We start from the raw sequence: 23,623 nt of genomic DNA, 5'->3' as shown, positions 1-23,623 counted from the left end.
CACCCCTTTAAGGCAAATATTTCATTATTGTTTGTGCAATATCATCTACATCTGCTACTTCATTGACAAGCTGCGTTTCCACTGCCGCTTTCGGCATACCATACACAATGCAAGTTTCTGCTGACTCAGCGATTGCCATCACATTTCCAGTACTTTTTAGTGCTTTTAGTCCGTCAGACCCATCATGGCCCATACCCGTCATAATAACAGCTACTTTATCAAAATCTTTAAATTGGCTAACATCTTCAAACATCACATCTACTGAAGGTCGATGTCCAGATCTAGGTGGTTCATTATTATCAAGGACTATGCCAAAGGAGGTACCTATTTTTCTAAGTTTTAAATGATACCCACCAGGGGCAATATACGCTACTCCATTTTGCAGAATATCACCTTGCTCAGCTTCTTTTACGGTAATCTCACTCAATTGATCCAGACGATTAGCAAGAGATTTTGTAAATCCTGCCGGCATATGCTGGACAATTAAAATGGGAGCTTGAATTGATTTTGGGATTTTTGTAATTACTTCTTGTAAAGCCCTAGGCCCGCCTGTGGAGGTACCTATCAGTACAATTTTCCGACCTACTTTACTCCATTCTACATGTGGCTTTGATAGTTCTGCCCTTGTCGGAAAAACATTGTCAGAAGGAGTCACCCTGTCTTCACTAAGTGAATTTCTTCTAATGATACTTGCTTGTAATGGCTGTTCTTGTTGTCTTTTATTACTAGAAGGTTTCTTTAATTTCGAAATAGGTACCAACGATGCTTGTTCAACCTTGTGGACAAGTTCAGTTTGGATTTTATTTAAATCAAGAGAAATTGTTCCGCTCGGCTTTGCGACAAAATCTACTGCCCCAAATTCAATTGCCGATAAGGCATTTTCTGCTCCTCGTTGAGTTGTACTAGAGAGCATAACAACAGGTACTGGACATACAGTCATAATTTCTTTTAAAGCATCAAGCCCATTCATTTCAGGCATCTCAATATCCATCGTCACAACTGTTGGTTGCAATGTCTGAATCTTTTTTACCGCATCTTTCCCATTTCGTGCTGTTCCAACTACCTCAACCTTCGAGTTGCCAACAAAAAAGTCACTAATTAGCTTTCTCATAAAAGCAGAATCATCAACAACTAATAGCTTGCTTTTATGTAAAAAGTCCAATTAATCACGTCCTTTCGAAAAAATATTTCTTAATTTTGTTAAAAATTTACCTGCTGACTGATCATGTGCATGAATTTCTTCCACACGGTGTTCCATAAAACGCGCTACTATAAGTTGCAATGTCTTTGTAATAAGTGCGTCTGGATAGGCAAGCGAAAAAGGCACCTGCTCACGCACAGCCTTACGCACAGCAGAATCTTCAGGTAATGAGCCTAGTATCGTAACCTCTTTGTCCAAAAACCGTTTCATCGTAAGCTTAAGTCGCTCATTGGTTTCCAGTCCTTCTTCTTTACTATAAGCTCGGTTACAGAGTACATAAAATTGCTTGTCCGCATCTCGCATATGAATATATTTCATCATTGAATAAGCGTCTGTTATAGATGTTGGCTCTGCCGTAGATAAAACAATAATTTCATCTATAGAAGTTAATAAATCTAATGACCAATTAGTAGCTCCTGCTCCCATATCGAACAAAATGTAATCAAAGGTTTGTTGAAGTTGCTCAAATGCGTGAACGAGTCGTTCAAACATTGCCTCTGACCATTCTAAGACGCCCGACATACCAGACCCACCTGAAATATACCTTAAATTGTAAGGACCTTCAAATATTACATCATCCAGTAACTCATTTCCTTCCAAGTAATCTTTTAAACTATAAGAAACATTTTTTCCAATTAAAATATTGATATTGCCCATACCAATATCCATATCAACGATGACAACTTTTTTCCCTTTATTGGCCAATGTAATGGCAAAATTCGTCGTGAAGTTACTTTTACCAACCCCACCTTTGCCACTTACAACCGCAATTGCTCTACCTAATTCACCCTGCTGTTTCAACATTTTCAAGCGTAATGTTTCAGCTTGGTCTCTCATTTTTCTTCACCTTGAAAAAATAAATTTAGTACTGCTTCTAGATCAGCTTCTTCAATATCTTCTGGTACTTCTTGACCATTCGTATAGTAAGCAAGTCCCTTATTATATTTAATCATTAAATTAATCATTGTGCCAATAGAATTTGTTTCATCAATCTTTGTAAAAATGAATTTTTCAATTTGTAATTGCTTAAATTGCTCGATAATGTTTGCCATGTCCTTTTCTTTTGTTGTCATTGCAAGTACTAAGAAGGACTCTGCTTGATCATCAAATTTTATGAGACGCTGCAAATCATCTACATATTTTACTTCTTTATAATTGCGGCCTGCTGTATCTATAAACACTATATCTAAATGGGCCAATCGGTGGATTGCTTGTTCAAAATCTGTTGCATTATAGGCAATTTCGACAGGAGCCTGTAACAGTCCAGCATACGTTTTTAATTGCTCAATTGCGGCAATACGGTAAGTATCTGTCGTGATAAATCCTACTTTTTTCTTTTTCTCTAAAACTGCTCTAGCAGCCATTTTAGCAATTGTCGTAGTCTTTCCGACTCCTGTTGGTCCTAACACATTAATGTATTTTTTTTCATAGGATATACCTCCAACTGGTAGATCCTCTAATTCTTTGCGCAATAAACTTTTCGTAATCATCTTACATTGCGAAAAATTGATGTCTGACGCTTCTTTGACATGCGCAAAAAGCTCATCACCAATCGTTGTGATGAGCTCCTCACTTAGCTCTTGCTGTCTTAAGTATTCAATGAAGGATAAGAGTTCATCTGGATATTGATCTTGGATTGTCTTCTTATGCATCGAATGCATTAAAGATTTTAAATCTGCAATTTCCTTCCTCAAATCTTCAGAAATGCTAGCTTCCCCATGTAAGGGCGCATCATTCTGCGGTTGGACTTGGTGTATTTTAGCTTGAACAGCGTTCGTAATCTCTTGTAACCTTGCATTTTCATGTTTAGTTGTTGATGTAGGTAAAGCTACAGGTGCTGGAGCCATATTACTTGGCTCCATTGAATCAATACCTGCAACAACCTCAAAGCTCTTCTTTTTAATGATTCCAAAAAACTTTTTTGTAACGACTACTTTTGAGTTCAAAATGACAGCGTCCTCACCTAATTCAGCACGCACAAGCTTCATCGCTTCTGGTATGGAGGATGCATAATATTTTTTCATTTTCATTCAACATTCACCACCCCAACACTTTGAATTTCAACCGTAGCATCAAGTTCGTTGTAAGATAGAACTGGAATTTGCGGGAAATAGCGCTCCGTAAGTTGACGTAAATACATACGAACTGCTGGAGAGCATAAAATAATAGCAGATTGTTCCATAAAGGAAACGCGTTCCACCTCTGCAGCAATGGTCTCTAAAATCGTTTGAGAATCTTGTGGATCCATCGCTAAATAATTTCCATGATCCGTTTGTTGAATACTATCAGCAATTAATTTCTCTACTTTACCGGAGACAGTAATAACTTTTAATGATGAGCTGTCCCCTACGTATTGAGAAGTGATTTGACGTGCCAACGCTTGACGTACATACTCAGTTAATATATCAGTATCACTCGTTAACTTTGCATAGTCTGCTAGAGTCTCAAAAATAATTGGTAAGTTTCGCACTGAAACATTTTCTCGTAGAAGTTTACCAAGTACTTTTTGAATTTCTCCAGTCGATAATGGAGCAGGTGTTAACTCTTCAACTAAAATTGGATGCGTTTCACGTAAATGATCGATTAACTGCTTCGTCTCTTGACGACCGAGTAATTCATAAGCATTTGCACGAATCATTTCCGTTAAGTGAGTCGACACAACGCTTGGTGGGTCAACAACTGTGTAGCCAAACATTTCGGCATCCTCTTTCACTTGCTCCGTAATCCATTTTGCAGGTAGGCCAAATGACGGTTCAACCGTGTCAATTCCTTCGATAGAATCATCATCTCCTGGACTCATTGCTAAATAATGATCAAGCAGAAGTTCACCACGTGCCATTTCATTACCCTTTATTTTAATTCGATATTCATTTGGTTGTAATTGAATATTATCGCGAATTCGGACAACTGGAATGACAATCCCTAATTCTAATGCTAACTGTCGACGTATCATAATAACTCGATCTAATAAATCGCCGCCTTGTGCAGCATCTACTAACGGTATTAAACCATAGCCAAACTCAAACTCGATTGGGTCCACATTTAATAAATTCACAACGTTTTCAGGGCTCTTCATGCCGTCTGTTGCCACTTCTTCTTCAATTTCAAGTAATTCCTCTTCATCCTCTGGTTTCTTATGATCCATCATATAAGCACCAGCAATTAGTGAACCACCAATTGGAATTGTTATCCAGATAGGTATAGGTGTGAAAAATCCAAGTAAAAGTATTGTTCCACCCGCTACATAAAGCAGTTTTGCTTGAGCAAATAACTGTCCCGTAATATCTTCACCAAGACTACCTTTAGAAGATGCACGTGTTACGACAATCCCTGTCGCTGTAGAAATCAGTAGCGCAGGAATTTGTGAGACAATACCATCTCCCACTGTTAACTTAGAAAAATGATTTGCTGCCTCTGCAAATGGAAGCTTCATCTGCACAACACCGATGATGATACCAAATAATAAGTTGATAATAACCATGACCATTGAGGCAATGGCATCCCCTTTTACGAATTTTGTGGCACCATCCATCGCTCCGTAGAAGTCCGCTTCACCCGCTACTTTCTCGCGTCGTTCACGTGCTTCCCGCTCAGAAATAACTCCTGCATTTAAGTCCGCATCAATACTCATTTGTTTACCTGGCATCGCATCAAGTGTGAAACGTGCTGCTACTTCTGCTACACGCTCCGCTCCTTTTGTAATAACGATAAACTGAATTAACACAAGAATTAAGAATACAACTAAACCAACTAGTACATTCCCGCCGACTACAAAGTCCCCAAACGTTTCTACAACAGAACCAGCATCACCTTTTGCTAAAATGGCACGTGTTGTAGAAACACTCAGTCCGAGTCGGAACAAAGTTAACAATAAAATAACTGAAGGAAAAATAGAAAAGTCTAGCGCTTCCTTCATACTCATTGCTGTTAACAATACTATTAATCCTAATGTAATATTAATGACGATTAAGAAACTTAACATCCACGGAGGAAGAGGGATGATGAGCATCGCAACGATTAAAATAACCGCACCTAATACTCCTATATCGCGAACTTTCATTTGTGTCCCTCCTACTAAAAGCTTTAAATTTTCCGCTTAATTCGATAAACATAAGCAAGCACTTCTGCTATTGCTTTGAAAAACTCTTCTGGTACTTGATCGCCAATTTCTACTTGATCGTACATCGCTCGTGCTAATGGTCTATTTTCAACCATAACCACATCATGTTCTTTCGCAATCAGTTTAATTTTTTGAGCGATAAAGTCCGTACCCTTTGCAACGATGCGTGGGGCATCCATACTTTCATCATCATATTTGATGGCAATCGCATAGTGAGTTGGGTTTGTTATGACAACATCGGCGTTTGGAACCTCTGACATCATTCGACGCATCGCCATTTCGCGTTGGCGTTGTTTGATTTTCGATTTTATCAGCGGATCGCCCTCACTATTTTTATATTCATCTTTAATGTCTTGCTTAGACATTTTAAGATTTTTTTCGTAATCATGTTTTTGATACATCCAGTCTAAAAGGGATACACATAGTAAGACGAGAGAAGCAGCAATCCCCATGATACCAACAAGCTTACCCACTGTAATAAGAGTCATCCATGGGCTTTTAAAGGATAACGCCAAAACTTCCGGCAAATTTGTCCAAACGATAATTGTCGTAACGCCACCTATAAAGCCAATCTTTAACACTGACTTAAGAAGCTCTATAATGGCTTTAACAGAAAATATTTTTTTCAACCCTTTGATCGGGTCCATTTTTTTTAAATCAAACTTCATCGGCTCTAATGTAAATAGGAAACCGAACTGTAGGAAGTTACCTACTAATGCTCCAACAAACGCAATTCCCATTATTGGGACAATAATAAAAGCCATTTGCACTAATGTTTCTGTAAATAAGCTCATCACACTATCAATTGTTAATGTTTCTACGCGTATGTTATGAATAAAAGTTTGCCTGAAAAAAGCTAAAAGATCGTCTCGCAATGAACCTGCAAAGAAGAATAAAAAGATAAATACCATGAGCATGACAATTGCACTGGAAATATCCTGACTTTTGACAACCTGACCTTTTTTTCGAGCATCTTGTCGTTTTTTAGGCGTCGCCTTTTCCGTTTTTTCTCCCGCAAAATACTGTAAATCTAAATCCAGAAGTAGCAACATTTTACCCACCACCTAAAATAGCCATTACATCACGCATAGCATAAATCATAATGGTAATAAGCTTTTGAATAACTTGAATCATTACAGCCATCATTGTAAATAACACTAGAAAACTAACGCCTATTTTAATAGGAAAACCGACAACAAAAATATTTAATTGTGGTACAGTTTTCGCTGTGATCCCTAGCGCCAAGTCGACTAAAAATAAAGTTGCTACAACAGGAGCCGCCATTTGAAAGGCAATCGCAAAAACAGCCGTAAATGTTGTGATGATAAACTCTATATAACCGTCATTTGCGAAATTAGGAAATCCTTGATCCATCGGTAAAAATTGATAACTATAATAAATTCCATCGAGAATCATATGATGTCCATTGATAGCTAGTAAGAAAAGTAATGCTAGTGTATTAAAAAATTGTCCAATCAATGGACTTTGTGCACCTGTTTGCGGGTCAATAATATTGGCAATGGCAAAACCCATTTGAAAATCTATAAAGCTTCCGGCAATTTGAATTGCCGACATGATGATATAGCCTACTAAACCGAGTAACAGTCCAATGAGCGCTTCTTTCATCACTAAAAGTATGTAATCACCATTAAATACAAATGGTTCGACGTCAATTGTGTAATACATCATCCAAGCTAAAACTAATGCGAGAGTTATTTTAACTTGTGGCGGAATCGTTCTGTACGAGAAAAAAGGCACCGTGACAAAAAATGCCGATACGCGCACAAGTACTAATAAAAAAACCGTAAAATGCGGGATTAATTCATTCATCTACTCACCCTATATAACGCGTTAAATTCTCAAAAATGTCTCTCGCATAGCTAGTCACTTGTGATAACATCCAAGGACCAAAAAATACGATGGCTGCTAATACAGCGACGATTTTTGGAACGAATGCTAAAGTTTGCTCTTGAATCGATGTTGTTGCCTGAAAAATACTTACCGCTAAACCAGTGATTAAAGCAACTAATAGTAGCGGACCGCTTGTTAGAAGGATAATCATAATGGCACGCTCTGCAATTGAAATAACCAATTCACCTGTCATACTGTATCATCCCCTAAAAACTTTGTAGTAATGATTTCATCACAAGATACCAACCATCCACGAGTACAAATAATAAAATCTTAAACGGTAATGAAATCATAACCGGTGGTAACATCATCATCCCCATCGACATTAGCGTACTTGCGACAATCATGTCGATTACTAGGAATGGAATAAAAATCATAAAGCCAATTTGAAAAGCTGTTTTAATCTCACTCAATGCAAAAGCAGGTACTAGCATTGTAAGAGGAATTTCTTCTACAGATGCTGGCTTTTCTGCCTTATTATACTTTAAAAATAAATCAAGATCCTTTTGCCTTGTATGCTTACTCATAAACTCTTTAAAAGGCTCACTGGCACGATCATATGCTTCTTCGAGGCCAATTTCCTCAGAAAACAATGGCTGTAATGCCTCTTTGTTGACCTCTTGAAATGTTGGGGCCATGATAAAGAAAGTTAAAAATAAAGCAAGACCTACAATGACCTGGTTTGGTGGCATTTGCTGTGTCGCCAATGCAGTACGCGTAAACGATAACACAATAACAATTCGTGTAAACGATGTCATCAAAATTAAAATACTCGGTGCCAGTGAAAGAACTGTTAACAGTAATAGAAGCTTCACAGAGCTGGAGACATTTGTCGGATCGCTGTTGGAAAAAATACTGATTACATCATTCATTTCTCATCATTCTCCTTTTGCTTCCATTTCTCCAGTTCTTCATTGCGCTCCTGTTTAATTTCAGTAATCTTTTTTTCAAACAGCTCACCAAAAGAGGTTTGTTTTTGCTGTACGGATGAACTATCATTATTTTTTTTCTTAAACTTAGATAATACTTCTGCAATATACGGTGATGTTGCTGCAAGTTCTTGTCGTTCATTATATAGTGCTAAAAGTGTTGCAACTTCATCGGGATCAGTAATTTCACGTAATAGCTGGACATCCTCACCGACCCCAACTAAATAGAGTGTTTTACCTACTTGTAATAGTTGTACTGACTTTTGGGCACCTAGTGATAAACCGCCTAAATTTTGTACTAATTGATTACGTTGAAAGTTTAAATTTCTTTTATTTAAAAACTTCATTAATCCATAAAATAAAGCTACAACAAAAATAAGCGCCAATACCATTTTTATGTATTCCCACGCAGATAAGCCTCCAGCCGCTGGTATATCTGAATCTTTCTTAGCAGCTGGAGTACTATCTTCTTTACAATCTCCTTTAATGCAGTCGCTCACAAAATTCGTGTCAGATTCTGCATATACAGAAGTAGGTGTAGGGTACAAAAACAGGAAGGATACAAGAAATGCGAAAATCATCGTTAGACGAAATGATTTTAACATTTGCATTCAATCATCCTAGAGCTTTTTGAATCGCTTCAATTACACGATCAGCTTGGAAAGGTTTCACAATAAAATCTTTCGCACCTGCTTGAATTGCATCGATTACCATTGCTTGTTGTCCCATTGCTGAACACATAATAACAGTTGCATTTGGATGTGAGCCCTTAATTGCTTTAAGAGCTGCAATACCGTCCATCTCTGGCATTGTAATATCCATTGTTACTAAATCTGGCTTTAATTCGTTGTACTTTTCAACAGCCTGTAAACCATCAGCTGCCTCCCCAACAACTTCAAATCCATTTTTCGATAAAATATCCTTGATCATCATGCGCATGAATGCAGCATCGTCTACAATCAAAATTCTTTTAGACATGGTTAACTCCTCCAATTGAAACTATCTTAAATTATTCAAACGCTCTGCTTGACTTAAAACATCTGTAATACGGACACCGAAGTTTTCATCAATAACAACGACTTCACCTTTAGCTATTAAACGGCTATTAACTAAAATATCAACAGGTTCACCAGCTAATTTATCTAGTTCAATAATCGAACCACTAGATAGTTCTAATATCTCTTTTACAGAACGCTTTGTACGTCCTAACTCTACAGTAACTTGCAATGGAATATCAAGTAGCATATTTAAATTTCTAGCTTCAGATTGCGAGATAACATTCGGATCAAAACTAGCAAACTGTGCTTGTTGAACATTGACCGGTTGAACAGGTCTTGTTGCTTGCGGAATCGGCTGTTGCTCTTGATACATTGGTTGCTGCACCGGCGCTGGCTGCTGTTGATATACTGGCTGCGCAGGCGGTGGTGTTACAGGTGCTTGTGGTTGGACAGGCGACGGTGCTACTGGCGCTAGTGTTGCAGCCACAGGTTCTTCGATTGATTCTGTTTCTCCTAATAGAGATTTAACAATGTTTTGACTAAATTTCAGCGGTAATAATTGCATGATATTCGAATCAATTAAATTACCAATTCTCAATCTGAACGATACTTTTACGAGTAAATCATCTTCAGGAATATTTTCTCGTCCTTCATTTTGAGAAATATTCATTAAGTCGATAGTAGGTGGAGAAATATCCACTTTTTTATTAAATACTGTCGACATTGAAGTAGCCGCAGAACCCATCATTTGATTCATAGCTTCTTGCACGGCACTTAGCTGAATCTCACTTAAATCTGGTTTCGGATTTAAGCCATCTCCACCTAACATTAAATCAGCAATAATCGCTGCATCGGATTGCTTAATAACAAGTAAATTCATACCTGTTAATCCGATTGTATATTCAACCTGTACGGCTACATAAGGATGAGGAAATTCCTCTTCTAATTTATTTCGGTTAATCATTGAAATACTTGGGGTAGTAATATCTACCTTTTGCCCTAGTAACGCTGAAAGCGCTGTGGCAGAGCTTCCAAAAGATATATTTCCTACTTCACCTAACGCATCTTGGGCAAACGAATCGAGGTAATCCTCTACTCTTAAATCATTCATATCCTCATTTGTAGAAGCTTCAGTGCCGCTGTTTTTATCTTCCAACGTTTCGCCCCTTAATAACGCTTCAATTTCTTCTTGGGAGAGCATTTCATCACTCATCTTCGTCTCCTCCTTTCAAAGGGTCGATAATCTGGATTGCTAATTTTTTACCTTGTTTTCCTGGTTGAACCGTAAATTTCGGTAATGTTCCTACCTTTAATAGTAGTGGATCTTCAATTTTTTGTTCTAATTGAATGACATCCCCAATTTGCATTGTGAGGAAATCCTCAATGGTAATGTCGGTAATACCTAGTTCAACAGAAACTGGTAGTTGTGCTTGTTTCACGCTTGTTTCAAGCATTTTAGTTTGCTCTGGAGACATCTCTTTTGTATTTGCCTGCATCCAGTAGCGAACAGAAAGATTTGGAACAATAGGCTCCAATACAACATGCGGAATACAAATATTGATCATACCGCTTGTCTCACCGATTATCGTATTTAAGGAAATAACGACAACCGTTTCATTTGGCGAAATCATTTGTAAAAATTGAGGGTTGACCTCAAGTTCTACTAAAATCGGATCAATTTCCGCAACATTTTCCCATGCCTCGCGTAAATTGTCGAATGAGCGCTCAAAAAGGTTTGTCATAATTTTAGTTTCAATTTCTGTTAAGTTATCCACATTACTATGACTCGCCCCACTACCGCCCATTAAACGATCTAACATAGAGTAGGCAATGTTTGGGTTTATTTCCATTAAGATATTACCATCTAATGGCGGCACTTCAAACACATTAATGAGTGTCATATTCGGAATCGAACGTACAAACTCTTCAAATGGTATTTGGTCCACTGATGCAACAGTAATCTGCACATAGCTTCTCAGCTGTGCAGAAAAGAAGGTTGTCAGTAATCGTGCAAAATTTTCATGTATTCGGGTCAAACTTCGGATTTGATCTTTTGAGAAACGTAGTGCACGTTTAAAGTCATATACTTTAACCTTACGCACCTCGTCCTCTTTTTTTATATCATCAGCTGACATTTCCCCCGTTGATATTGCGGAAAGCAGCGCATCTATCTCTGATTGAGATAATACATCTCCTGCCATTTGCCCACCTCCATTTCAAGCAGTTTCTTTATTATTGTGTGATGAAGGAGGTAATATAAATTTCCTGAACTTCTCCCTCTTGCATCAATTCATTTAATCGTGTTTTTAATGATTGTTGGAAAATTTGTTTACCTTTCTTACCTTCTAAATCCTTTTGCTCCATTTCAGAAAGCTCTTGAATAACAATGTTTTTCACTTGGAAATCACGCTTCGTTAACTCAGTACCAGCATCTTTATTTGTTGTTTGAATTTTTAACGATATGCGTACAATTTTGTTATCAGCTAGATTTGTCGTAATTTCTGGAATTTCTACAGAAGCTTCTACGATTTCATCAATGGTTGGCTCAAGAGATCCTGCTGGCTTATTAAATTGGGTATATAACACAAACCCAATCCCCCCGATAAGTATGATTGCTACTAGTACGATGATAATCATCGTTAACACTTTGTTATTCTTCATCTTCTTCACCTCGTAGATGCGGGTTTGATAGTATTTGTATATTTTTATAAAAGGCTGTTACCTTTTGTCGCACCTCATCTTCACTCTGTAAAACAATGATTTTAGTTCCAGTCGTTAATGTAATGGTCGTATCTGGAAAAGATTCGACCGTTTCTATGTATAAAGCATTCAATGTAAATACTTTGCCATTTAAACGTGTTAGTTCAATCATTGAAATAGGGCCGGGTCTAGCACGAGAGCCGGCCCGACCCTCCCTCATATGAAATTATGTTTTTAGTTTTGACCACTTTGTAATCTTAACCAGTATTTCTTTACTTACAAATTACTTAGCGTTTTAAATTCACAAGCTCTTGAAGAATTTCGTCAGAAGTTGTGATAATACGTGTATTTGATTGGAAACCACGTTGCGCCACAATCATCTCTGTAAACTCCTCTGAAAGGTCTACATTGGACATTTCTAACATGCCAGATTGAACGGCACCCATCCCTCCTACTGTTCCAACTTGAGCGTATGGTTGTCCAGAGTTTGCTGAAGTTTGGTAGTAGTTACCGCCCACTTTTTCAAGGCCACCAGCATTTGGGAACTTTGCAAGTATAAGTTGACCTGCATATTGTCGGTCACCTTTATAGTCTACATACGTAACTGTACCATCTTGACCAATATTCATTGATTGCGCTGTTGTAGGGATACGAATCGGTGAAATATCAGCTGCGAAATCCATACCCTCTGCGATATTACCTTCTAAATCAGCTAGTCCATTACCTTCTTTTTGTTCGTCAGCTGCAGAACCATCGATTGAATCGCCATCAGCAGAAATCGATAATTCATCACTAGCGTGACCGACTAAATATTTACCATCGGCATTCACAATATATCCGTTCCTATCCATGTAGAAGTTACCAGCACGTGTATAGAGAATATTGTTGTAACCCTCTGCATCTAGTACCCCATCTTCATCAGGTGCACCATTTGCATCACCTACCATGAAGAATCCATCACCACCGACGGCTAAGTCTAACTCGCGGAAAGTTGTTTGCATTGAACCTGAACCGTGAATTGTATCGATTGCAGCAAGTTGTGAACCTAAACCGATTTGTTTAGCGTTAACACCACCGCGAGTTTGAGTAGGTGAAGAGGCACCTGCTGACGTTTGAGAAATTAAATCTTTAAATACTACACGTCCTTTTTTAAAGCCGTAAGTATTAACGTTAGCAATATTATTCCCAATTACATCCAGCTTTGTTTGGAAGTTTTTTAAACCTGAAATACCAGAATACATAGAACGTAACATAATGTCGTTCTCCCTTCGTCTATTAATTGTATGCTTCTATCAATCAGCACACCTAGGCCTCCTATTACAGGTCCAGCCTTTACAGCACGATTGTGCCATCAATATTAGTAAATATTTGCTGTTTCGCTTCCGTGCGGTCCATCGCGGTAATGACAGTTGCGTTTTTAGCACTGACAATTAAAGCTGCTTGATCCATCAAGACTAATGGTTGTTTGACACCTTTTGAGTGTGCTTCAAATACCTTTTCTGATACAACCTGCCATTCTTGTTTAGAGATCGCTATATTACGCTCGATAATACGTTCATGCGCATGCTTGCTCACTTTTAATTCTTGTTGCTTGGTAGCTTCCTGTAAATGAGCTTTAAACGATTGCTGTGTTTTTATCGGCGTAGGTTGTGTCTGGCGAATAGATGGATGCAATGGTACACGATGTATTGAAAACTGATCCATCATTCTTCCCCACCTCTATTCGCTAATTACGGTAAACTCTTTATCTGTTAATTTTTTATCATTGTCTAAGACATAATGAATTACGCCATCTTTATTCGAGACAGAAACGATACGTCCTTGTAGTTCTTGCTCGCCGTCTTTATAGGTAACTTTTTTACCAATGAGCTTGCTTGCTTGTACAAGAGGAGATTCTTTTTCAGTATTGTTATCACTCGAATTCGTTCCTGAACCGCCTAAAATAGCTGAAATATTGCCAGGCGTTATTTCCTTACCATCAGCTAATACGAATACTATATCTCCGTCTACAAATTTCAACGATTCAATAATGCCAGTTCCTTCATTGATAATAGGTTTCTTGTCTTCATCCAACTCTTCTGTTATCTCATGCCATTTTACTTCTTTACCAACAAATGTTGTATAACTCATAAGCTGTGTTTGTTGCTGTGAAGCTAGTAATGAATTCATCGCTTTTGTCATATTTTGCATTTGTTCTAAAGAAGAGAATTGCGCCATTTGAGAAATAAATTCTCGGTCGTCCATAGGATTTGTTGGATCCTGATGTTTTAATTGTGCAATTAATAGTTGTAGAAAAGCATCTTTACCGAGTTCCTTATTACCCGTTTCCCTAACTGGCTTCTTATAATTCTGATAGTAAAAATCGTCCGTTATTTTTCCAGTCATTTTATCAGTCTTTGTATCTGCCATATTTACACCTCCTCACTAATTAAATAGTCATGAAAGGACTTGCCTTCATCGTCATCGTCGTTTTTTTGCTCTTCCTCATCTTGCTGTTGTTGCTTAAAGAAATTATTGAAGAAGCTTTGGTCGCGTTGTTGACGATCTGCATCTTGTAGTGATTGAGCAATATCAAGGCGATCCACTTGAATATTTTGCTGTACGAAGGCTTGCTTTAATTGGTGTGCCTGACTATCAAGTAATTCACGACCTTGAGCAGTTGAAGCAAGTAAGCGTGCTGTAATGACACCGTCATTTTGCACAAGCTCGATACGAATTGTCCCTAGATTTTCTGGATACAATTTCAATGTTAAGCGTGTAATACCTTGTGCATTCGAGATTTGGGCTCTATTGATAATTGCTTGCATCTCTTTTAATAATGCCTCTGACTGCGCCGGTTTTGCAGCAGGTAGTGTCACTTGGAACGAATCTGCTTTTGTTTGGACTGTATTGGAAGTCACCATTTCATTCGCACTTGTGTCCGTCTGTTTTGTAACTTGAACTTGTTGAACTACTTTCTGAAAGCCTTGTAACGGAAGTGTTACTGTTGTTTTCGTCGTTACTTGCTGTGCCGTTTGAAACGTCTCAACTTGTGTTTGCATCGTTGTCAAAAGACTCTTGACGTTAGTTAACACGTTTTCTTGTGAAGCTGTTAAGTCTGTTTTTTGTCCAACTAGCTGTGCTAACTTTAACACTTGAAGCAATGGCGCTATTTCTTTCGGTGTCACTTGTCCTTCACCTTGTATAGCTGCTACGATTTGTGTTTGGAGCATTGGTGCCTGAGCGTCTACTATTGCTAAAAGCTCCCATATATCACTTGCTTCTTGATCTTCCCCTAGTAACTGTTGTACTAATTGTTGGAGTTGCTCAGTATCAATCCCCAATGCATCCATTAAGTGATCAAGATTTAGCATTTCATCTATTGCAACAGCTTTACCTTCTTCACCAATTTGAAGCATTAACAAGCCATCGTCATGTGGGATACCTAGTACATCTAGTACTTCTTCTATAGACTTGGCATTTAAAACTGCTGCTAAGTCAGAGGTATCTTTTGTATCTGTTGACTGTGTTTGCTGCTGTATGTTATTTGAAGAAGAAATAACCTTTCCAAACACTGATCCAAACGTTTCTAACTTTTCTTTGTTCGACGGTCCATTTGCTTTCATATTGGAATCGCCTGTTGTTGAAGACTTAGTAGCCGCGTTTTTAGTTGGTATAGCCTTAGACATCATTTGCATCATTGCTACATCCATCATTTCACCTCCTTTCAGATGTTCTTATTGTTTAGCCATCATTTCTGTATATTTAGCTGCATCTTGTGGTTCCATTTTTTCTAGAACCGCCGCTAATTTATCTGGCTTTAAATTTGTTAAAATACGAAGTGCTTCTGTATCACTCATTTTAATTAGAACTGGCGCTGCTGCTTTAGGGGACATCTTATCGAATGTTTTTAAAATATCAGTAAAGTCACGCTTTACGTCACTTTGCTCCCTATTTAATTTTTCAACTTCAAATTTCAGCTGTTCATTTTCTGTCGTTAACTTTTCTTTTTCAGAAGTTGATGTATCAATCTTTTTTTGTAGCTGTACAATTTCTGCTTCTTTTTCTTGTATTTCAGCCTGTAAATTTACAACCTTCGAATCATTATTGACTACGGCATCTTTTGCTTGTTGTTCTTCTGAAGGTATGAATGGTAAATTTTCAAATGCCTTCTTCCCTAAATCAAAGACATTCGTATTCATTAGGGTTGCAACAACAAGTAAAATTGCCGCTACAAACATAACTGGTATTACAAACCATGTAAAAAACTTTCGAATGCCTCCTGATTTACGTTTAGGCGGTAGTTCTTCTAATTCCATCTTAAGTCGATTGTCTTTTTTCGTCATGAAATCACCTGATTTCTCTCTTGTTATACGTAAGCGATGAAATCTCATCTAAAAAAATGCCTTCGATACGATCCTGCTCTTGCTGGAACACTTTGAAATCTTTTTCTCGCATTTTTTCAAATTTACGTACTTCCAAGTTTTTTTCTAATAATTTTTCTTCGTGCCAGTTCATTTTCGCACGAGCTTGAACAACTTTCTGCTGTACATCAGCAATTGTTTTTTCGAGGCTATCAATAAAACGTGCATAATGATGAACTTCCTCTATTGAAGAACCGACAGCTAAACGCTCCTGTTGAAACTCTATTAAATCTTCTTTCTTTTTTAACAACTCATATAACTTTGTCGCTACTTCTTCAAAAGAACGTACAGATTCTTTATAGGCAATTTCAGTTTCATTTTTTTCCTGCTCTCGAATGGTTAACACTTTTTCAAAACGATAAATATAACTTACCACCCTAACGTCCACCACCGTTCGATAATGAAATTAACTCATTCATACTTTCCACAAGGGTCACTTTATCTAAATAACCTTGCTTTAAATAAGCGGTAATGAGCGGTTCATAGTAAATAGCTTCATCAATTTCTTTTGACGTTCCTTTCTTATATGCACCGATATTAATTAGATCCTCAGACTTGTCATATGTATAATAAAGCTCTCTTAATCGTTCTGCAGCCTTTTTGTGCTCTGGTTCTGCCACATGATTCATCAAACGGCTGACGCTTTTTAATACATTAATAGCTGGATATTGACCTTTATTGGCAAGGTTTCGATCAAGGACTATATGACCGTCTAAAATCCCTCGTACAGTATCTGCAATCGGCTCATTCATATCATCACCATCTACTAATACTGTATAAAATGCTGTAATAGAGCCTTTCTCATTAGTGCCTGTGCGCTCTAATAATTTAGGTAAAATCGCAAAAACAGATGGTGTGTACCCTTTTTGAGCTGGAGGTTCACCTGTCGCAAGACCAATCTCACGCTGTGCCATAGCAACACGAGTCACAGAGTCCATCATCAACATGACATTTAAGCCACGATTTCTAAAATACTCGGCAATCGCCGTTGCGGTAAAGGCACCTTTAATACGCATTAGTGCAGGCTGATCGGAAGTGGCAGCAACAACTATAGAACGACTTAAACCCTCTGGCCCTAAGTCTCGCTCTATAAACTCACGAACTTCACGACCACGCTCTCCAATTAGTGCGATTACGTTTAAATCCGCTTGTGTATTTCGCGCAATCATACCGAGCAGTGTACTTTTCCCGACCCCAGATCCTGCGAAAATACCAACACGTTGTCCATTACCCACTGTAAGCATGCCATCAATTGCTTTAACGCCTACTTCGAGTCTTTCATTAATAGGTGGGCGTGTTAGCGGATTTGGTGGATCCTGCTCTGTCGGAACTGACATTAATCCTTTCGGCAATAAAGTTCCATCAATCGGATTCCCCATAGAATCAAGTACTTTACCAATTAGCTCGGGGCCAACTTTTACTTCAAGTGGTGCCCCTGTACCTTCAACTAGACAGCCAATTGATATTTCTCTTAGGGAGGTAAAAGGCATTAAGACGACAATTTCATCTTTGAAGCCTACAACCTCTGCCAAGATAATTTGATGACCGTTTTTAGAAGTTTCCACATAAATTTTACAAACGTCACCAATGGAACTATCTGGACCTTGCGACTCAATCATCAAGCCGACAACTCTAGTAACTCTACCAAACTTTTTAAAGGTTGGTATTTGAGGAATTTGTTCGATTAATTGAGCCGTTTTCATCTAGATCATTCCTTACTTTCTAATATTTCATGTAATTTCAATCTTAGTTCGTTTAATTGCTCATCAATACTTACAACAATACGGCCATGATTTGTTTCTATATAACAATCTGTTTCATTTTCTAAATCCTCATTTACAAAAATCATAAATGGTACGTCAGTTGGGAACATTTCAGCTAGTTCATCACGATTACCAGTTATTAATGCATAGTAAGTAGGTGAAACATAGATTTTTATTTCTTTCATTTCTCTTGCTTCTTTAAGTCCTCTACGAACGATTGACACAAATAATTCGTTGTCTCGCTCTAAAGATGTATCAATAATTCGCTCTGCGGCGGTTAAACCTAGCTCTAAAATAACCGATTCTTGATCTTCAATATATTTCCGAGCATTCTCCCCCGCTTGAATAATTATTTCATTGGCCGTTTGGAGAGATTGCGCCAGCGCTTCATTCGCTTTGTTTGTCCCATCCTCATAACCTTGACCAAATCCTTCATCATAAGCTTCTTGCACTCGATTAGGTCGTTCTTCTTCCCAGTCTTGCTTTAAATGTTCAATTTCCTGGGAGAATATTTGCTTTTCTTGTTCAAAAGCCTCGCGTTCAGCCTGTATAGTAGCTCTAGCTTCCGCAAGCAAGCGCTCGCGTTCTTCTAGCACTTCTTCCATAGTAATCTGTTTTTGAGGTTGAATTTCTCCATTTTCTATCTCATGCAACTCAAACATTTCACGGATTTGAATCTTTTTGACATGATCGCCATTGGACTGTGTATGTACAGAACGGATGATTCTAGACAATGACGTCATCTCCTCCACCACGTGCAATAATAATCTCACCAGCATCCTCTAAGCGACGAATGACCGCTACAATTCGAGATTGCGCTTCCTCTACGTCACGCAGACGAACAGGACCCATAATTTCCATTTCTTCCTTAAATGTCTCAGCCATACGTTGTGACATATTGCGGAAAATAATGTCTTTTACTTCTTCACTTGAAACTTTCATTGAAAGCAGTAAGTCTTCATTTTCACAATCGCGAATAACACGTTGTATCGAACGATTGTCGAGCGTAACAATATCTTCGAATACAAACATACGTTTTTTGATTTCTTCTGCAAGCTCTGGATCTTGAATTTCGAGTGCATCGAGAATCGTTTTTTCCGTTTGTCGGTCTACACCATTTAACACTTCAACAACTGCATCAATGCCACCCGTTTCAGTGTAATCTTGTGTCACAGTCGATGATAACTTACGCTCTAAAACGGATTCAATTTCACTAATAACTTCTGGGGAAGTTGAATCCATTACAGCAATACGCTTAGCTATATCAGCCTGTACTTCCTGTGGCAATGAAGATAAAATCACACCCGCTTGCCCTGCCTCTAAATAAGAGAGAATAAGGGCAATTGTTTGTGGATGTTCATTTTGAATAAAGTTAAAAATTTGTGCTGGATCAGCTCTACGCGCAAAGTCAAAAGGACGTACTTGTAAAGAAGATGTAAGGCGATTAATAATTGTTTGCGCCTGTTCTACACCAAGAGCTTTTTCCAATACTGTCTTCGCGTAACCAATACCGCCCTGTGTAATATAATCTTGTGCAAGTGCAATATTGTGAAATTCCTCAATAATTTCCTCTTTCACATTTGCTTCTACTTTTTTAACGCTTGAAATCTCTAATGTTAAACGTTCAATTTCTTCTTCTGTTAAATGTTTATAGACAGAAGCTGAAACCTCAGGCCCTAATGAAATTAACAAGAGAGCGGCCTTTTGTTTTCCTGTTAATTCCTTTTCTTTCTTGGACACAGCCGAACCTCCTAGTTAGTCTTCCGCAATCCAACTACGCAGTAACTTCGCAAAATCGTCTGGCTTATCTTTGGCCATTTTTTCAAGCTGCTTACGACGCATTGTAGCTTCCGTTTCAATTTCTTCATTTATATCTTCAATCATTAGTTCTTCTTGTTCATCTAGGATACTTAGTTCTTCTTCTTCCTGCGCACGTTTTCGTGAACGGACAATGAAGAATGCAAGCAATACTATGACAGCAAGTAATATGCCGCCAATTACCCAAACCCACCATGGAATAACAGATTTTTCGCTAGCTGTCTCTGTTACTTTACCATTTAAAGGATGCACTGAAACAGCTACTTTTTCATCGATTTGATCTTGAGTAAGTTCAGTTGCTACATCTTTAGAAATCGTCGTACGAACAATAGTACTTAAAATTTGCTGGATATCCTCACGAATACCATCTGGTAATGTTGCTGCGTCAGTTGCTGTCGGCGGTTCAACAATTACTTGGATCCCAATATCTTGAATTTTATATGGTGCCTCTTGGATTTCTTTGCGTATACGATTTACGTCATAATTAATTGTTTCTTCGGTATGCTCGGAATCCCCGTTACCCATGGTACCTTCGTTATAAGTGGTAAAGTTATCTGTCGTCGTTTCAGCTTCAGGTGTACCAGTAGCCGCAGCTGTACCAGAATATTGATCCGAAATACGTTGAGCACTAATGGCGATTCCTTCCATATTCTCTTCATCAACCGGTGTAACTAGGTTTTCTTCACGATTTTCTTTTTTGAAGTCGATGTCTGTTGTCACAGAAACAATTACTTTGTCTTGTCCCATAAGCGTACCTAGCATATTTTGGACTTGACGTTGTAGATCACGCTCAACCAATTTCTTCGCTTGTAACTGACCTTCAGCTGTCGTAGTTGAAGCTCCGTCAGTAGTTGGAGCATTTAGATCAAAGTACTCAGAAAATTGGTTAGAAATAACAATATCGTCCGTCTTTAAATTCGGAACACTTTTGGCAACTAAATTGTACATAGTGGCAATTTGTTGCTCAGTAAATTTATAGCCAGGATCAGTATTCAAAACAATAGATGCTGTCGCATCTTCTTTAACATCCTTTAGGAAAACTCCCTCTTCTGGAACGTTGATCATTACCTTTGCATCTTTTACACCCTCTAGATTTTTAAAAAGCTTTGCAATTTCTGTTTCAGTCGCAGCTTTTTTTAATAGGTTAAACTCATTATCTGTCATACCAAACCCAGAGCTATTTGCAAACGAGTAATCAATCGACCCTGTTTGCGGATATCCGTCCGATGCCAACTGTACTAACAATGAATCAACTTGTTCTTCAGGCACTAAAATCGATGTTCCCCCCGGTGCAAGTTCATATTTTACACCTTTGGTATCTAACTCTTCCTTCACTTTTCCGATTTCACTTGTCGATAAATCTTTATAAAGTGGTACATATGTAATTTTTGTGGCAAAAAATGTAATAACAGCAGCAAGTGCTAGTACCCCTACCACTGAACCAATCATTACAATTTTTTGTTTTTTACTACGACTTGTCCAAAATTGGCTGGTGTCGTTTTTTATTTTCGTCAATCGTTCATTCATTATGAATCCTCCGGTTATAGTGAACAACCTATCCATCTAATAATTCGCGAAAACAGTGATATCCCATAACATTCAATCATTATCATCACCATAACGTATTGATTTCCGTTTCGACTAGGAGCGTCCGATAAACCATTTGGGGCAATCAGGATGTTGGCCACGAAAGCATTATCACAATACATGATGTAATTGCCTTCGCTTTTCTATTGTCTCACTCACTTCAAGGCTACCACCTTCTGTATCATGAACGTGATCCCTCTGGAGTCATCCAACCTCCACATCAATCATCCATTTAAAATATGGGATAAATTCTTTACTTCAATAGAGCTTATTCAATTAAAGTTAGACACTCATACGCATTATTTCTTGGTAAGCTTCAATCACCTTATTGCGAACTTCAATTGTTGCATTTAATGTAATGCTCGCCTTTTGTGATGCAATCATCACTTCGTGCAACTCTACATCTCCACCATTAATTAACTTTTGAGTAAGGTTATCAGAAGTAATTTGTTGATCATTAACCTTCGATATTGCTTCTTTTAACGAGTTCGCAAAGCTCTGTTGTGCTTCATAAGGTGTCACATTAAGTTTATTTGTTTCATTTACAACCTGCGTAGGTGTCATTTGTGAAACGGACGAAATTGTCATTATGTATCTTCCCTTCCTCTTATTTATCTTCCAATCTCTAAAGCCTTTGTCAGCATGGATTTATTTGCATTCAATACCGTTATGTTTGCCTCGTAGGAACGAGTAGCTGACATTAAATCTACCATTTCTTTTAATGGATCTACATTCGGCATATTTACATAGCCATCTGCATTTGCATCTGGATGAGTTGGATCATACACAAGTTTGAAAGGTGTTTCTCTATCTTCTTTTATTTGTGTAACTTTTACGCCGTTGCCAACACCACTTTTTGCATTTTTGCCAACTGCGGCATTAAAGAACTGAGAAAACTGTCCCTCTTGCGCTGTAAACGTTACAGATTTTCTGCGGTATGGCTCCCACTCCCCGTTCACTTGTCTAGCACGGGTTGAATCCATGTTTGCCATATTTGACGAAACTACATCCATTCGTAAACGCTGTGCCGTTAATGCTGAGGCAGTAGTGTTCATTCCATGAAAAATAGACATCTATTACTTACCTCCTTTAATAACCGTATTTAGAGTATTTAGCTTACCGTTCATGCGTTCAATTAATGCGTTGTAATAAATTTGGTTTTTTGCAAGTTTCGTCTGTTCAGCATCCATATCTACGGCATTACCATTATTTCGATAACGTAAGCCATCTATATTATTCACACCAGGCGTTGATTGTCGAATCGCGAAATCAAAATGTCTATTATCCGTACGATATGCCGAAATTGACATTTGTTGTTCTTTCTCCAACATATCTTTAAAACTTACATTTTTCGCCTTATAGTTCGGCGTATCGACATTCGCGATGTTATTAGCGATCGTTTTATGATTCAAAGTTGCATAAGAAAGTCCATTTTCCAGCTTACTAATAGTTCCTCCAAACAAATCCAAAAAGCTCACCTCATTCTTGTACTTCTTATTTTATCCAATAATACAATTGTAATTAAGATGATACGTAGTGTCTATTGTCTTTTGTCACTTTTTGATAGTATAAACGACCCATTTTTATACGCAAATAACCAGGACAATACTTCTGCATCCCTTGATACCACTGGATTCATAGCCACCCTACCCAACACTAGTCATTTTACACCATTTCGACAGTGTTTACGGTTTTAGGATCTATTTTATTCCTTTTTTTACCAAAACAACAGTAGACACAATGTCTAAATTAGAGTTCCTTTTTACTATTTAAGCATAAGGCTAAAATATTACACAAAATTCAGAATAGTTATTCCATACTGTCTTACAAGTAACAATTGGAGCATATGTTTTTATCTCCTACGCAAAAAGTAGCGCATATGTAAAAAGACAAATTTAGGGATAAAGCAATGACATTAGCGACTAAGAGGGTCGAAAACTTACCTATAAAAAATGAGAGAAAGGATTAAAATATAGATGATTTCTCCCCCCTATTTAGTACTAAAACATGATTCGACATAATTAAAGCATGTAAACCCAACCGCAAATTTCGTCGAAATTTCGTCGAATTACAAAAGGCATCTGAACAAGATTATCCCAGATACCTTTCTGTTTCCAATGAATTTTTTGTGTCAAATCCGCCGAAGGCTTTATTGTGAGAAAGCGTAGTGTTATTGTACCGACAGCGACACAG

General features: G+C 37.9%; 27 protein-coding genes. All 27 read right to left on the bottom strand.

Translation table 11 applies throughout. The features are described 5' to 3' along the window. Nucleotides 1–7: 7 nt before the first annotated feature. Nucleotides 8–1,162, bottom strand: coding sequence for a protein-glutamate methylesterase/protein-glutamine glutaminase (locus tag ABNX05_RS17425; RefSeq protein WP_349660870.1), 1,155 nt, complete (start codon nt 1,160–1,162; stop codon nt 8–10). Continuing rightward, a complete protein-coding gene (locus ABNX05_RS17420; RefSeq protein ID WP_349660869.1) occupies nt 1,163–2,038 on the bottom strand; it encodes a MinD/ParA family protein in 876 nt (291 codons plus the stop codon). Further along, nucleotides 2,035–3,231, bottom strand: a complete 1,197-nt coding sequence (gene flhF, locus ABNX05_RS17415; protein ID WP_349660868.1) for a flagellar biosynthesis GTPase FlhF — start codon at nt 3,229–3,231, stop codon at nt 2,035–2,037. Before flhF ends, ABNX05_RS17420 begins: the two co-directional genes overlap by 4 nt. Continuing rightward, nucleotides 3,228–5,261 (bottom strand): flagellar biosynthesis protein FlhA, encoded by a 2,034-nt coding sequence (gene flhA / locus ABNX05_RS17410; protein ID WP_349660867.1) that lies wholly within the window; start codon nt 5,259–5,261, stop codon nt 3,228–3,230. Before flhA ends, flhF begins: the two co-directional genes overlap by 4 nt. 23 nt (nt 5,262–5,284) lie before the next feature. After that, nucleotides 5,285–6,373 (bottom strand): flagellar biosynthesis protein FlhB, encoded by a 1,089-nt coding sequence (gene flhB / locus ABNX05_RS17405; RefSeq protein WP_349660866.1) that lies wholly within the window; start codon nt 6,371–6,373, stop codon nt 5,285–5,287. A gap of 1 nt (nt 6,374) precedes the next feature. After that, a complete protein-coding gene (fliR, locus tag ABNX05_RS17400; protein WP_197141921.1) occupies nt 6,375–7,151 on the bottom strand; it encodes a flagellar biosynthetic protein FliR in 777 nt (258 codons plus the stop codon). Nucleotides 7,152–7,155: 4 nt separating this feature from the next. After that, nucleotides 7,156–7,425 carry a flagellar biosynthesis protein FliQ gene (gene fliQ, locus ABNX05_RS17395; protein WP_197141919.1) on the bottom strand — a complete coding sequence of 90 codons (270 nt, stop codon included), beginning with the start codon at nt 7,423–7,425 and terminating at the stop codon, nt 7,156–7,158. A 13-nt stretch (nt 7,426–7,438) separates the two neighbouring features. Further along, the gene (gene fliP / locus ABNX05_RS17390) at nt 7,439–8,104 is read right to left on the bottom strand and encodes a flagellar type III secretion system pore protein FliP (RefSeq protein WP_349660865.1); all 666 of its coding nucleotides are present in this window, start codon (nt 8,102–8,104) and stop codon (nt 7,439–7,441) included. Further along, nucleotides 8,101–8,766, bottom strand: a complete 666-nt coding sequence (locus ABNX05_RS17385) for a flagellar biosynthetic protein FliO (protein WP_349660864.1) — start codon at nt 8,764–8,766, stop codon at nt 8,101–8,103. The genes fliP and ABNX05_RS17385 overlap by 4 nt, the downstream gene beginning before the upstream one ends. Before the next feature lie 10 nt (nt 8,767–8,776). Next, a complete protein-coding gene (locus ABNX05_RS17380) occupies nt 8,777–9,139 on the bottom strand; it encodes a response regulator (RefSeq protein WP_079560469.1) in 363 nt (120 codons plus the stop codon). 21 nt (nt 9,140–9,160) lie between these two features. Then, nucleotides 9,161–10,372 (bottom strand): flagellar motor switch phosphatase FliY, encoded by a 1,212-nt coding sequence (gene fliY / locus ABNX05_RS17375; protein WP_349660863.1) that lies wholly within the window; start codon nt 10,370–10,372, stop codon nt 9,161–9,163. Then, a complete protein-coding gene (gene fliM, locus ABNX05_RS17370) occupies nt 10,365–11,360 on the bottom strand; it encodes a flagellar motor switch protein FliM (RefSeq protein WP_079560467.1) in 996 nt (331 codons plus the stop codon). Before fliM ends, fliY begins: the two co-directional genes overlap by 8 nt. 31 nt (nt 11,361–11,391) lie before the next feature. Beyond that, a complete protein-coding gene (fliL, locus tag ABNX05_RS17365; protein WP_079560466.1) occupies nt 11,392–11,820 on the bottom strand; it encodes a flagellar basal body-associated protein FliL in 429 nt (142 codons plus the stop codon). Continuing rightward, nucleotides 11,810–12,031, bottom strand: coding sequence for a flagellar FlbD family protein (locus ABNX05_RS17360; RefSeq protein ID WP_197141904.1), 222 nt, complete (start codon nt 12,029–12,031; stop codon nt 11,810–11,812). The genes fliL and ABNX05_RS17360 overlap by 11 nt, the downstream gene beginning before the upstream one ends. A gap of 115 nt (nt 12,032–12,146) precedes the next feature. Further along, a complete protein-coding gene (locus tag ABNX05_RS17355) occupies nt 12,147–13,112 on the bottom strand; it encodes a flagellar hook-basal body complex protein (RefSeq protein WP_349660862.1) in 966 nt (321 codons plus the stop codon). 79 nt (nt 13,113–13,191) lie between these two features. Next, nucleotides 13,192–13,563: a TIGR02530 family flagellar biosynthesis protein gene (locus tag ABNX05_RS17350; protein ID WP_349660912.1), complete on the bottom strand. Its 372-nt coding sequence runs from the start codon at nt 13,561–13,563 to the stop codon at nt 13,192–13,194. Between the two features lie 15 nt (nt 13,564–13,578). After that, nucleotides 13,579–14,268 carry a flagellar hook assembly protein FlgD gene (gene flgD / locus ABNX05_RS17345; protein ID WP_349660861.1) on the bottom strand — a complete coding sequence of 230 codons (690 nt, stop codon included), beginning with the start codon at nt 14,266–14,268 and terminating at the stop codon, nt 13,579–13,581. 2 nt (nt 14,269–14,270) lie between these two features. Next, nucleotides 14,271–15,554: a flagellar hook-length control protein FliK gene (locus ABNX05_RS17340; RefSeq protein WP_349660860.1), complete on the bottom strand. Its 1,284-nt coding sequence runs from the start codon at nt 15,552–15,554 to the stop codon at nt 14,271–14,273. Between the two features lie 21 nt (nt 15,555–15,575). Then, complete coding sequence (locus tag ABNX05_RS17335; protein WP_432760157.1) at nt 15,576–16,184, bottom strand: MotE family protein; 609 nt, start codon at nt 16,182–16,184, stop codon at nt 15,576–15,578. A 4-nt stretch (nt 16,185–16,188) separates the two neighbouring features. Next, a complete protein-coding gene (gene fliJ / locus ABNX05_RS17330; protein ID WP_349660858.1) occupies nt 16,189–16,638 on the bottom strand; it encodes a flagellar export protein FliJ in 450 nt (149 codons plus the stop codon). A gap of 1 nt (nt 16,639) precedes the next feature. Then, a complete protein-coding gene (gene fliI / locus ABNX05_RS17325) occupies nt 16,640–17,965 on the bottom strand; it encodes a flagellar protein export ATPase FliI (protein ID WP_349660857.1) in 1,326 nt (441 codons plus the stop codon). A 5-nt stretch (nt 17,966–17,970) separates the two neighbouring features. Beyond that, nucleotides 17,971–18,759 carry a flagellar assembly protein FliH gene (gene fliH, locus ABNX05_RS17320; protein WP_349660856.1) on the bottom strand — a complete coding sequence of 263 codons (789 nt, stop codon included), beginning with the start codon at nt 18,757–18,759 and terminating at the stop codon, nt 17,971–17,973. Further along, nucleotides 18,752–19,765: a flagellar motor switch protein FliG gene (gene fliG, locus ABNX05_RS17315; protein ID WP_349660855.1), complete on the bottom strand. Its 1,014-nt coding sequence runs from the start codon at nt 19,763–19,765 to the stop codon at nt 18,752–18,754. Before fliG ends, fliH begins: the two co-directional genes overlap by 8 nt. 15 nt (nt 19,766–19,780) lie before the next feature. Continuing rightward, nucleotides 19,781–21,370, bottom strand: a complete 1,590-nt coding sequence (gene fliF, locus ABNX05_RS17310; protein ID WP_349660854.1) for a flagellar basal-body MS-ring/collar protein FliF — start codon at nt 21,368–21,370, stop codon at nt 19,781–19,783. A 342-nt stretch (nt 21,371–21,712) separates the two neighbouring features. Then, entirely contained in the window at nt 21,713–22,018 is a 306-nt protein-coding gene (fliE, locus tag ABNX05_RS17305) for a flagellar hook-basal body complex protein FliE (protein WP_197141891.1), read from the bottom strand. 23 nt (nt 22,019–22,041) lie between these two features. Beyond that, nucleotides 22,042–22,503: a flagellar basal body rod protein FlgC gene (flgC, locus tag ABNX05_RS17300; RefSeq protein WP_349660853.1), complete on the bottom strand. Its 462-nt coding sequence runs from the start codon at nt 22,501–22,503 to the stop codon at nt 22,042–22,044. Between the two features lie 3 nt (nt 22,504–22,506). Then, complete coding sequence (flgB, locus tag ABNX05_RS17295) at nt 22,507–22,899, bottom strand: flagellar basal body rod protein FlgB (RefSeq protein WP_349660852.1); 393 nt, start codon at nt 22,897–22,899, stop codon at nt 22,507–22,509. Nucleotides 22,900–23,623: the final 724 nt, after the last annotated feature.

Origin of the sequence: Lysinibacillus zambalensis (assembly GCF_040183165.1) — a bacterium.
GTDB lineage: Bacteria > Bacillota > Bacilli > Bacillales_A > Planococcaceae > Lysinibacillus > Lysinibacillus zambalensis.
The sequence above is the reverse complement of the archived record's forward strand: the minus strand, read 5'-3'. Positions and strand labels throughout refer to the sequence as shown.